Annotated in this window: 10 protein-coding genes and 1 pseudogene; 5 read left to right on the forward strand and 6 right to left on the reverse strand. The window is 64.6% G+C overall.

From position 1 onward, the window contains the following. Positions 1–44 precede the first annotated feature (44 nt). Genes NKK47_RS31260 through NKK47_RS31270 form a run of 3 tightly spaced genes read left to right on the forward strand, consistent with a single transcriptional unit; the run spans position 45 to position 2,231 of the window. A complete protein-coding gene (locus tag NKK47_RS31260) occupies positions 45–359 on the forward strand; it encodes a co-chaperone GroES (protein ID WP_352579505.1) in 315 nt (104 codons plus the stop codon). Between the two features lie 57 nt (positions 360–416). Then, positions 417–2,048: a chaperonin GroEL gene (groL, locus tag NKK47_RS31265; RefSeq protein WP_352579506.1), complete on the forward strand. Its 1,632-nt coding sequence runs from the start codon at positions 417–419 to the stop codon at positions 2,046–2,048. Between the two features lie 15 nt (positions 2,049–2,063). Then, positions 2,064–2,231, forward strand: coding sequence for a hypothetical protein (locus tag NKK47_RS31270; protein WP_352579507.1), 168 nt, complete (start codon positions 2,064–2,066; stop codon positions 2,229–2,231). 195 nt (positions 2,232–2,426) lie between these two features. On the opposite strand, the gene NKK47_RS31275 is transcribed toward NKK47_RS31270, so the two are convergent. The 6 genes and pseudogenes from NKK47_RS31275 to NKK47_RS31300 all read right to left on the reverse strand — a co-directional run bounded on the left by NKK47_RS31275 (position 2,427) and on the right by NKK47_RS31300 (position 8,631). Continuing rightward, a complete protein-coding gene (locus tag NKK47_RS31275) occupies positions 2,427–2,924 on the reverse strand; it encodes a GNAT family N-acetyltransferase (RefSeq protein WP_352579508.1) in 498 nt (165 codons plus the stop codon). Between the two features lie 90 nt (positions 2,925–3,014). Continuing rightward, positions 3,015–3,382: pseudogene (locus tag NKK47_RS31280) on the reverse strand (endonuclease domain-containing protein). 241 nt (positions 3,383–3,623) lie between these two features. Beyond that, complete coding sequence (locus tag NKK47_RS31285) at positions 3,624–4,640, reverse strand: ABC transporter permease (RefSeq protein WP_352579509.1); 1,017 nt, start codon at positions 4,638–4,640, stop codon at positions 3,624–3,626. After that, positions 4,637–6,205: a sugar ABC transporter ATP-binding protein gene (locus NKK47_RS31290; protein WP_352579510.1), complete on the reverse strand. Its 1,569-nt coding sequence runs from the start codon at positions 6,203–6,205 to the stop codon at positions 4,637–4,639. The genes NKK47_RS31285 and NKK47_RS31290 overlap by 4 nt, the downstream gene beginning before the upstream one ends. A 237-nt stretch (positions 6,206–6,442) precedes the next feature. After that, complete coding sequence (locus tag NKK47_RS31295) at positions 6,443–7,393, reverse strand: substrate-binding domain-containing protein (RefSeq protein ID WP_352579514.1); 951 nt, start codon at positions 7,391–7,393, stop codon at positions 6,443–6,445. A gap of 230 nt (positions 7,394–7,623) precedes the next feature. Next, positions 7,624–8,631, reverse strand: a complete 1,008-nt coding sequence (locus NKK47_RS31300; RefSeq protein WP_352579511.1) for an aldo/keto reductase — start codon at positions 8,629–8,631, stop codon at positions 7,624–7,626. 184 nt (positions 8,632–8,815) lie between these two features. Between NKK47_RS31300 and NKK47_RS31305 the strand changes: the two genes are divergently transcribed. Both NKK47_RS31305 and ligD read left to right on the forward strand, forming a co-directional pair. Beyond that, complete coding sequence (locus tag NKK47_RS31305; protein ID WP_352579512.1) at positions 8,816–9,040, forward strand: hypothetical protein; 225 nt, start codon at positions 8,816–8,818, stop codon at positions 9,038–9,040. Positions 9,041–9,195: 155 nt separating this feature from the next. Further along, positions 9,196–11,691, forward strand: coding sequence for a DNA ligase D (gene ligD, locus NKK47_RS31310; RefSeq protein WP_352579513.1), 2,496 nt, complete (start codon positions 9,196–9,198; stop codon positions 11,689–11,691). The last annotated feature ends 284 nt before the right edge of the window (positions 11,692–11,975 follow it).

Consider the following 11,975-nt stretch of genomic DNA (forward strand, 5'->3'; position numbering starts at 1 on the left):
CAGGAGGATGTTCGAAAATCTGTTTGTCCAGAGAGGAGAACGACATGGCGTTCCGTCCATTGCATGACCGCATCCTGGTCCGCCGCATCGAGGTCGACGAAAAGACCGCGGGCGGCATCATCATCCCCGACACCGCCAAGGAGAAGCCGCAGGAGGGCGAGGTCATCGCCGCCGGCCCCGGCGCGCGCGACGACAGCGGCCAGTTGCAGCCGCTCGACGTCAAGGTCGGCGACCGCATTCTGTTCGGCAAATGGTCCGGCACCGAGATCAAGCTCAATGGCGAGGATCTGCTCATCATGAAAGAGGGCGACGTGCTGGGCGTTATCGAAGCCACGGGCGAGATGAAGAAGGCTGCCTGAGCGGAGCCTGAACAAGCATTCCAGTCAACGAAAAGCTGCCTATCGAGGAGTGTTCCAATGGCTGCCAAAGATGTGAAATTTCATACCGAAGCCCGCGAGAAGATGTTGCGCGGCGTCGACATCCTCGCCAATGCGGTGAAGGTGACGCTCGGTCCCAAGGGCCGCAACGTTGTCTTGGACAAATCGTTCGGCGCGCCGCGCATCACCAAGGACGGCGTGACGGTGGCGAAAGAGATCGAGCTTGAGGACAAGTTCGAGAACATGGGCGCGCAGATGGTGCGCGAGGTCGCCTCGAAGACCAGCGATACCGCCGGCGACGGCACCACGACCGCGACGATTCTTGCTCAGGCCATCGTCAGGGAAGGGGCCAGGGCCGTCGCTGCCGGCATGAACCCGATGGACCTGAAACGCGGCATCGACAAGGCGGTCGACGCCGTCGTCGCCGACCTGAAATCCAATGCCCGCAAGGTGACCAGGAACGACGAAATCGCCCAGGTCGGCGCCATCTCTGCCAATGGCGATGCCGAGATCGGCCGCTTCCTTGCCGAAGCGATGGAAAGGGTTGGCAATGAGGGCGTCATCACTGTCGAAGAAGCCAAGACCGCCGAGACCGAGTTGGAAGTGGTCGAAGGCATGCAGTTCGACCGTGGCTATCTCTCGCCTTATTTCATCACCAACCAGGACAAGATGCGCGTCGAACTCGAAGAACCCTATGTGCTGATCCACGAGAAGAAGCTCTCCAACCTCCAGGCCATGCTTCCCGTGCTCGAAGCCGCCGTGCAATCCGGCAAGCCGCTGCTGATCATTGCCGAGGACGTCGAAGGCGAGGCGCTGGCGACGCTGGTCGTCAACAAATTGCGCGGCGGCCTGAAGGTTGCGGCCGTCAAGGCGCCGGGCTTCGGTGATCGCCGCAAGGCCATGCTCGAAGACATTGCCATCCTGACCGGCGGCACGGCGATCTCGGAGGACCTCGGCATCAAGCTCGAGAACGTCACATTGGAGATGCTCGGCCGCGCCAAGAAGGTGCTGATCGAGAAGGAAAACACCACTATTGTCGACGGTGCCGGCCGCAAGGATGAAATCCAGGCGCGCATCAGCCAGATCAAGGCGCAGATCGAGGAAACCACCTCCGACTACGACCGCGAGAAGCTGCAGGAGCGGTTGGCCAAGCTCGCAGGCGGTGTCGCCGTCATCCGTGTCGGCGGCTCGACCGAAATCGAGGTCAAGGAGCGCAAGGATCGCGTCGACGATGCAATGCACGCCACACGCGCGGCGGTCGAGGAGGGTATCCTGCCCGGCGGCGGCGTGGCGCTGCTGAGAGCGGCGAAGGCGCTCGACAATATCGAGGTCGACAATTCCGATCAGAAGACCGGTGTCGAGATCGTGCGTCGCGCCATCGAAGCGCCGGTGCGCCAGATCGCCGAGAACGCCGGTGCGGAAGGTTCGATCATCGTCGGCAAGCTGCGCGAGACGACCGACTTCGGCTATGGCTGGAACGCCCAGACCAACGAGTTCGGCGACCTGTACGGGCAGGGCGTCATCGACCCAGCCAAGGTCGTACGCAGTGCCCTGCAGGGTGCCGCCTCTGTTGCCGGCCTGTTGGTGACGACCGAGGCGATGGTGGCCGAGAAGCCGAAGAAGGAAACGCCCATGCCTCCGATGCCCGGCGGTGGCGGCATGGACTTCTAAGGCCAGGCTTCCAAAATGCGACTTCGAAACGGCAGATGGACCGTGTCCGCCTTCGTCGCCCTCGCCCGCCGCAACGACCTGCTTGCGCCGCAGACGAGCGGGATGGTTGCCGGCGAGAGCGTTGCTGGCGCGACGGTTGCCGACTGGGCAACGCGCGCACAGCGCGTCAACGCCCCGGTCTGAGCGGTCGGAGAAGTCGCCAATCTCCCCCCTTGAGGGGGAGATGTCGCCGAAGGCGACAGAGAGGGTCGGTACGTCCTGGCGCGACGCCCTGTGGGACGAAAGAGAAGGTTGGCGCTTCACGCGAGGCGCCCCCTCTGTCCTGCCGGACATCTCCCCCTCAAGGGGGGAGATTACGCGCTCAGCCGCTTTCGCTTGCTAAGCCCGCGGTAGCAGCCGGCGCATGATCTGCGAGGCGTGGCCGCCCACGCCGTGTGCAGCCGGCCGGCGCTCGACGACCTCGAAGCCGTGCTTGCGATAGAAGGCGATTGCGCGGTCGTTGCCCTCGATCACTTCCAGGGCGATGCTGGGAATACCCGCATGCGCGGCAAGAACGGCATGCAGCAGGTCGGCGGCAAGGCCGGTGCCGTACTCGCTTTTGTCTATATGGAGCCGCTCGAGCATGACCTCGCCCTTGTCGTCCATCGCGGCCATCGCATAACCGGCGAGCGAGCCGTCAGCCCGCTCGGCGACGAAGGACATCTTGCTGTCGTCCCTGAGCTCGGCCGCCAGCCGCTCCGGCGCGTGCCTCTCATCCGACAGCCGTGCCGTGGTCTCGGCACCCAGGATCGGCGAATAGGTGTGTCGCCAGGACCCCCCAAGCAGCCGCGACACCGAGAGCACGTCCTGTTCGGTCATGGTCCTTATTTGGGTCATTGGCACCTCGCCTCAGAAACCTGCCCCTTTTGAGCGGAGATGTCCGGCAAAACAGAGAGGTGCTGTCCCGCCGACCCTGCACGGCTGAGTTCAGCGCACATCCGCGCCGGCCACCATGACTATGTGCTGGCAGACATTATCGATATCGCGAATGACGTCGTCGTTCCAGAACCGCAGGATAGTCCAGCCCAGCGCTTCAAGCCGTGCGCTTCTGGTAGCGTCCGATATTGAGGCATCGGCCCGGGCATGCTGGGAGCCATCCAGTTCGACAATCAGCTTTTGTCCGGGCGGGCAAAATCGACAATATGGCCTGCAATTGGCATCTGCCGCCGAAATGCCAGCCCCATGAGTCGATGCGCCCTGACCTCATTCCAGAGCTTCAGCTCGGCATCCGTCATGGCCTTGCGCATCTTGCGCGCATTGCCGCGGCTACGGGGAGGTACGGGATAGTGATTCACTACTTCTATTCCTCAGCGCGAAACTTGCCCATCTTCTCTATGCTGCGCTTGAACACCCCCCTCTGTCCTGCCGGACATCTCCCCCTCAAAGGGGGAGATTGGCAGCTTCGCCGAAAGTTCTCCCTTCTTTAGAGATTGGCGAAAGCTGGAGCGACGTCCAATCTCCCCCCTCGAGGGGGGAGATGTCCGGCAGGACAGAGGGGGTGCTGGCCCGTCGACCTGGATAGGTATGGCACCTGTATCACCGCCTCACCCGCGATTTCAGCCAGCGATCGAAGGCCACCGCGAGGATGAGGATCAGGCCGATGACGATGCTTTGCGTGTAGGACGAGACGTTGTTGAACTGCAGCCCGTTCTGCAAGACGCCGATCAGTCCTGCACCGACCACCGTGCCGCCGACGCTGCCGATGCCGCCGAACAGCGAGGTGCCGCCGATGACGACCGCCGAGATCACCGTCAGCTCGTAGCCGATGCCGGCCACGGCTTCGGAGGAGTTGAGCCGCGCCGACAAAACGAAGGCGGCAAGGCCGGCGAAGAAGCCGACGATGATGTAGACCGAGATCAGGATGCGGTCGACACGCAGGCCGGAGAGCCGTGCCGCCTCGCCATTGCCGCCGACGGCATAGACCGCGCGGCCGTAACGTGTGTAGCGCAGCACGATATGGCAAAGGATCGCGGCAATCGCGAAGATGATCGCCGGCACCGGCACCGGGCCGATCAGGCCGGTACCGAACCAGCGCATCGAGGCGTCGAAGCCGGAGATCGGGCCGCCATTGGAAATCGTCAAGGTCAGGCCGCGAAACACGGTGAGGCCGCCGAGCGTGACGACGAAGGGCGGCACCTTCAGCCTGGTGATGGCAAAGCCCTGGAGGCCGCCGGCCACGGCGCCGACGACGACGGCGGCGAGAAGGGCGGCGAACCAGCCATAGCCTTGCGTGCCCGACGTCGACAGCGACAGCGTGTTGGCGGTGCCGCCTTTGGCTACCACCGCTGCGACCATGCCGCAGAAGGCGAGCAGCGAGCCGACCGACAGGTCGATGCCGGCGGTAAGGATAACGAAGGTCATGCCGAGCGCGATCAGCCCGGTGATCGAGATCTGGCGCATGATGTTGAACAGGTTGATCGGGTCGATGAAGCTCGGCTTCAGCACGGTGAAGACGACAATCAGCAACGCCAGGAACATCAGCGGGCCGAAGCTCATCAGCAGGCGCGCAATATTGACGCCGCGGCGCTGGCTCCGTTCGGTCGTGCTGGTCATTGCGTTGCTTCCTGCTTCTGGTCGAGCGCCATCAGTTCCATCAGTTTCTCCTCGGTCGCCTCGATGCCAGGCATCTCGCCGGTGATGCGCCCGCGCCGCATGGTGACGATCCTGTCCGACACCGCAAGCACTTCGGGCAGCTCGGACGAGATCATCATGATGGCGATGCCGCGCGCCGCGAGCTCTACCAGGATCTGGTGCACCTCCGCCTTGGCGCCGACATCGACACCACGCGTCGGTTCATCGACGATCAGCACCTTGGGATCGCGTGCCAGCCAGCGGGCAAGGATGACCTTCTGCTGGTTGCCACCGGACAGTCCCTCGATCGCCTGCTCGGGCGAGGCCATGCGGATCGACAGCGTCTTCCTATAGTTCGCCAACGCCTCGCGCTCTCGCCGCTCGGCCATGAAGCCGACATTGGAGTAGCGGTCGAGCGCGGCGATCGAGAAATTGGTGAGGATGGCGAGTGCTGCGAAGATTGCCTGGTGCTTGCGGTCTTCCGGAACCAGCCCGATGCCGAGCTCGATGGCGTCGGCGGGTGAGGCGGGCGCGATCGGCTTGCCGTCGAGCATGATGGTGCCGGCTGCAATGCGGTCGGCGCCGAAGATGGCGCGGGCGAGCTCGGTGCGGCCGGAGCCGACGAGCCCGGCGACGCCGAGGATTTCGCCCGCCTTGAGGTCGAGATCGACGCCTTCGAGCACGATGGCGTGCGGCGCCTGCGGATCGCGCACCGTGCGCAGGCCGCGCACCGAGAGCCGGACGTCGCCGGCGACGTCGCGCTGCGTCGGCCTGGCATAGAGCTCGGAAGCGGCGCGGCCGACCATCTTCTCGATGATCTTCGGCAGTTTGATCGGCCCGCCTTCGCGGTCGAGATGGCCGGCCAGCCTGCCGTCGCGCAGCACCGTCATGCGGTCGCAGATCGCCGAGGCCTCCTCCAGCCGGTGGGTGACGAACATGATGGCGACGCCATCCTTGCGCAGTCGGCCCATGATCGACATCAGCTTCTGCACTTCGGTTTCGGTCAGCGCCGAGGTCGGCTCGTCCATGATGATCAAGCGGCTCTTCAGCGATAGCGCGCGGGCGATCTCGACCAGCTGCTGCTCGGCCACCGACAATGCGGAAACCGGCGTCGCCGGGTCGAGGTCGAGGCCGACGCGAGCGATGATCGCGCGCGAATCTTCCTCCATCTTCCGCCAACTGACCAGCCCGAACCGGCCGAGCGGTGCGCGGCCGATGAAGATATTCTCCGCCACGGTCAGCGTCGGGATCAGGCTCAGTTCCTGGTAGATTGTTACGATGCCGTGGCGCTTGGCATCCTGCGGATTGTGCGGGCTGAATTCGACCCCATCGAAGACGATGCGGCCGCTGGACGGCGGCATCACGCCGGAAAGGATCTTGAGCAGCGTCGATTTGCCGGCGCCGTTCTCGCCGAGCAGGCCGAGGATCTCGCCGGGGCGGACTTCGAGCGAAACGTCGTTCAGCGCGGTGACGCCGGCAAAGCGCTTGGTCACGCCCTCGACGGTGAGCAGGGCGGGAGAGGGCGCGATGGCGGCTGCCTTGGGCAAAGTTTGCTCCTGGATTGCGATTGCCGGCGGGACAGCGCCCCCCTCTGTCCTACCGGACATCTCCCCCACGAGGGGGGAGATTGGATGTCACCTCGGCTTTCGCCAATCTTCCTGCGTTGCAGAAAAGGCGCCATCGGCGAAGCTCCCGATCTCCCCCCAAGTGGGGGAGATGCCCGGCAGGGCAGAGGGGGGCGCGACAGAATGCTACTTTTGCCGCTGCGCGCCCTTTGTGCAACCTTACTTCGTCTCGCCCAGCCTCTCCGCCTTGTCGAGATTGTCCTTGCCGATGACGATCGGCGTCAAAAGCACCAGCTTTTCCTTTGGCTCGGTCTTGTCCCTGGCGTAGGCGACCGCGATCTGCACAGCGGTGCGCGATTGTTCGCCGGGGAATTGCTCGACCGTGCCGGCCAGTTTGCCGTCGCGCACGGCGACCAGCGCTTCGGGAAGCGCGTCGAAGCCATAGATTTTGACGTCGGTGAAGTTGCGCGCCGCGCAGGCTTCAACCGCGCCAAGCGCCATGTCGTCGTTGGCGCAGATGATCGCGTCGGGCTTGCCGTTGGCGGCAAGGCCGGCCTCGGTGACGGACAGCGCCTCGGCGCGGGCGAAGTTGGCGGTCTGCTCGAAGATGATCTGGTACTTGTCCTTCATAGGATCGAGGACGTTGTGCACACCCTTGTTACGGTCGATCGCCGGGCCGGCGCCGGGCTGACCCTGCAGATGGAAGATCTTGGCGCCGTTCGGGAACGCCGCCACCATGGCCTGTGCTTCGGCCTCGCCGCCCTTGACATTGTCGGCGCCGACATGGGCGAGGATGCCTTCGACGCCTTCGACGCGGCGGTCGATGGTGACGACGGGAACGCCGGCCTTGACCGCTTCCTCGATGGCTGGGGCCAGCGCGTTGACGTCGAGCGGCGAGATGACGATGGCGTCGACCTTCTGCACGAGCGCCGCTTCGATATCGGCGGTCTGCTTGGGCGCCGAGTTCTGGCCGTCGCTTTCGACCAGGTTGACGCCCTGCGCCTGGGCTTCCGCCTTGATCTGGTTCAGCATGTGCACGAAGAACGGAAAGCCGAGGCTCGGCACCGAACCCAGGATGGTCAGCTTGTCCTGGGCAAAAGCCAGTTGCGGAGCGGCCAGCGCCAAAGCGCCCATCGCCGCGGTCGACAGCAGGAATTCACGTCTGTTGATCAATTTAGTCATCCTCCCAGATGAGCGCACGACCCCGAAACCGGAATGGGTTTTCCGGAAGGTTCCTTGCGTCGATTCAAAAATGGAGTGTCCTTCGAGCGCCCAACTCGTGTTTGAAGGGACGCAACGGCGCTCCAGCCGGTCCACCGCGACGTTCTCCTCCGCTCGGTGCCTGCCGGCGGATGCTAGCCAAGGCCGGAGCTTTGCGCAAGAACGGGAGCAGGCAAGACCTACCGATCGATCATCACCATGGTGCGCTCGCCGTAGCGCGGCCCGGCGACCTTTCCCGGCGCCAGCGCGTCGTCGAGCACTCGCATCTCGGCTGGGTCCAGCCTGATCGAAGCCGCGGCGACGTTCTCCTCGAGGTATTTTCTGCGCTTGGTGCCGGGGATCGGCACGATGTCGATGCCGAAGTCGCTCCCCTTGTGGAGCAGCCAGGCCAGCGCGATCTGGCCTGGCTTGACGCGCTTGGCCGCGGCGATGTCGAGTACCGTGGCCGCCGCCCGCATGTTGGCATCATAGTTGGCGCCCTGGTAGCGCGGGTCGCCGCGCCGGTAATCGCCCTCCGGATAATCTTCGGCGCGCCTGACGTCGCCGGTGAGAAAGCCGCGGCCGAGCGGCGAGAACGGCACCAGGCCGATGCCGAGCTCCTTCAGCAGCGTAATGATTTCCGGCTCCAGATTGCGCTCCCACAGCGAGTATTCGCTCTGCACGGCCGACACCGGATGCACGGCATGCGCCCGGCGGATATTGGCGGCGCCGGCTTCAGAGAGGCCGAAGAAGCGGACCTTGCCCTGAGCGATCAGCTCGCCGACAGCGCCCGCCACATCCTCGATCGGCACCGCCGGATCGACGCGGTGCTGATAGAGGAGGTCGACGTGGTCGGTGGCGAGCCTCCTCAGCGAACCTTCCAAAGCCTCGCGGATATGTTCGGGCCGGCTGTCGCGCTCGGTGCCGACTTGCTTGCCGTTTTCAATGCGGAAGCCGAATTTCGTCGCGATCGTCACCTCATCGCGCCGGCCCTTCAGCGCGCGGCCGAGCAGTTCCTCGTTGGTGAACGGCCCGTACACTTCCGCGGTGTCGAGGAAGGTGCAGCCGAGTTCGATGGCGCGGTGCAGCGTGGCGGTCGATTCCGCCTCGTCGGCCGGGCCATAGGACTGGCTCATGCCCATGCAGCCGAGACCGATTGCCGAGACTTGCAGCCCCTGGCTGCCGAGTTTGCGCATCGTCAATGTCATGTGAAGCTCTCCGGATCAGCATCGCGTTCCAAGCCGCCAGGGCAATATAGCGCACCGGCTCGGTTTCCACAGAGCGGGAGGCGCCACCGCGCGAGGGCTCACTGCCGCCGCCAAATTGACAGCCGAGCCGCTCTCGGCCATCCTTAAGGCACGCCGCCTTGCGGCTTGTGCGTGAGTAACCAGCATGGCCAGTTCCGTCGCCAGTCAGAAATCCAAGCGCGCCGCGGTGCGGAACGCGCTCGACCGCCACAAGGTGTACATCACTGCGCAGCGTTTTTCGGCCGGCAACTACAGCGCGCGCGTGCTGGTCGACGGCGAGGCCTATTGGGTTGACGAATTCCGGCTCAGCCAGCTGCAGCAGGGCCTGTCGCCGGCCGAACTCGAATTGACGCCGGCCACCGACGATTGAGCGGCGTGACCTGCCATCCTTCGTCATCCCAGGGCGGAGCAGGAGCTAAGCGACGTCGCGGAGACCCTGGGATCCATGCCGTGACATTGGAGCGCCGCTGCGATGGGATTTTGATGCCGCGCTCGTTGCTTTTGCCCACCACCCGCGCCTAGTCCATGCCAGCTCCTTCGAAGCTCAAGGCTTATCGCGCCAAGCGCGAGTTCACGAGGACGCCGGAACCAGCCGGCGGTCTGGTTGCCGGTGAGGGCAATCGTTTCGTTGTCCACAAGCATCACGCCACCGCCGACCACTACGATCTGCGCCTGCAGGTCGGCGACGTGCTGAAGAGTTGGGCGGTGCCGCGCGGCCCGTCGCTCAACCCCGCCGACAAACGGCTGGCGGTCGAGACCGAGGACCATCCGCTCGAGTATATCGACTTCGAAGGTGTCATTCCCGAAGGCGAATATGGCGGCGGGCCGATGATCGTCTGGGACACCGGCATCTGGGCGCCGATGGACGACGTCGAGAAGAGCCTGCGCACCGGTTCCTTCAAGTTCCGGCTCGCCGGCGAGAAGCTGAATGGCGGCTGGATGCTGACGCGGCTGAAACCGAAGCCCGGCGAGGATGAGGGCAAGAAGAACTGGCTGCTGTTCAAGGAGCGTGATCTGGCCGCCGACGCCAAGCTCGACATACTGGAAGCCCGCCCGGAAAGCGTCAAATCCGGACGCCGCATCGAGGAACTGGTGGCAACGCCGAAGCCGGCCGCCAAGCCTGCCAGGCCGGTGGTGCTGAAGCCAGGTGCTTTGCCGGGCGCCGTCAAGGCGCCGCCGCCTTCCCGGATCGAGCCGCAGCTGACTACGCAGGTTCCGAAGCCGCCGGGCGGCGATGACCCAGCGGCCCGAACGGGCGAAGTCTGGCTGCACGAGATCAAATTCGATGGCTACCGCACCATGGCGCATGTTTCCGATGGGAAGGTCAGGCTGATCACCCGCGCCGGCCTCGACTGGACGAAGCGCTATGGCGACCTGCCGCTTGCCTTCGCCAGGCTGCCGTGCCGCGAGGCGATCATCGACGGCGAGGTCGTCGCGCTCGACGCCAAGGGCATCAGCCGCTTTGCCCTTTTGCAAGACGCGCTGGCCGAAGGCGCCGGCAACAAGCTCCACTTCTATGCCTTCGACCTTCTCTATCTCGACGGCTGGGACCTGAGACAAGCGCCGCTCCGCCGGCGCAAGGCGCTGCTTTCGCAATTGCTGTCCGGTCTCGGCGCCAATTCGGCCATCCAGCTCAGCGATCATGTCGAAGGAGACGGCCAGGCACTTTATGACCAGGCATCGGAAATGGGGCTGGAGGGCGTCGTCTCGAAACGTGCTACGGCGGTCTACCAGAGCGGCCGCACCAAGACCTGGACCAAGACCAAGGCGCTTCAGACCGGCGACTTCGTCATCGCCGGCTACACAGTCTCCGACGCGGCCGAGGGGTTGGCTGCACTCGGCCTCGGCGAATTCGAAGACGGCGAGCTGCACTATCGCGGCAAGGTCGGCACCGGCTTCGATGCGGGGACCGCCGGCGAATTGCTGGCCAGGCTGGAGCCGCTAAGGGCGGGTGCATCCGCGCCCGAAGGGGTTCCCCGCGAAATCATGCGCGAGATGAACTGGGTGCGGCCGCTGCTTTCGGCGCATATCCACTACGCCAACCGGACCACCGACAATGCGCTGCGCCATGCCGTGTTCCGCGGCCTGCGCGACGTCGGCCTGTCGACGCCGGTGTCGGCCAAGCGCAAGCGGCTGATCGCCGAGGCCGACCTCGCCACCATCTGGGTGACCAACCCGACGCGACGGCTGTTCGGCAAGACCGGCCCGACCAAGCTCGACATTGCCGTCTATTACGCGCTGGTCGGCGATTTCATGCTGCCGCACATTCTCGGCCGGCCGGTGTCGCTGGTGCGCTGCCCGACCGGCAGGCCGCAGGACTGTTTCTTCCAGCGCCACGCCTTCACCGGCATGCCGTCCTCTGTGGCGACTTTCGAAGCGACCAATTCGGAGGGCGAGACCAAATCCTATCTCTCGGTGGAAGACGCCAAGGGCTATCTGGCGCTGGCGCAGTTCGGTGTCGTCGAGTTCCACACCTGGGGCACCCATCGCACGCGGCTCGACAAGCCGGACCTGGTCGTTTTCGACCTCGACCCGGGCGAGGGGATCGCCTGGCGCGAGGTGGTTGAGGCGGCGGTGCATATCCGCGGCGAACTCGAGGCGCTGGGGCTGGTGCCGTTCGCCAAGACGTCCGGCGGCCACGGCATCCACATATCAGTGCCGGTGACGCAAAAGCAGAACTGGAAGAAATTGCACCAGGCGACCAGCGCCATCTCGACGCATCTTGCCGCCACCGCGCCCGACACTTTCACCACCACCATGGGCAAGGATAACCGCAAGCGGCGCATCTTCATCGATTATCACCGCAATGCGCGCGGCCACACTTCTGCGGCTCCCTATTCGCTGCGCGCCCGCACCAATTTGCCGGCCTCGACGCCGGTGAGCTGGAGCGATCTGGAATCCATCGACGCTCCGCAGGATCTGAATTATTCGTCGCTGCCGGGCCTGCTGGCGACGTCAGGCGATCCCTGGGCCGACATGGAAGATTTCGCCCGGGATTTGCCGGCGTTTTCGAACAAGTAAACGCAACGGCGCGAAATGACATCCGTCGCGATCCTTCGCGCCCCCCTCTGTCCTGCCGGACATCTCCCCCACAAGGAGGGAGATTGGACGTCGCCTCGGCTTTCGCAAATCGCCAACGTCGCAGGATTGAGCGGAGCGCTGAAGCTGCCGATCTCCCCCCAAGTGGGGGAGATGTCCGGTAGGACAGAGGGGGCGCTGTCCCATAGGCGCTAACTTAGATGTGGACTGGTGGAATCGAGATGTGATTCCTCGGCCAGATGGGAACGAATGATTCGATCGAAACC

The sequence above is a fragment of the Mesorhizobium sp. M0019 genome, from assembly GCF_040323975.1.
Taxonomy (GTDB): domain Bacteria; phylum Pseudomonadota; class Alphaproteobacteria; order Rhizobiales; family Rhizobiaceae; genus Mesorhizobium.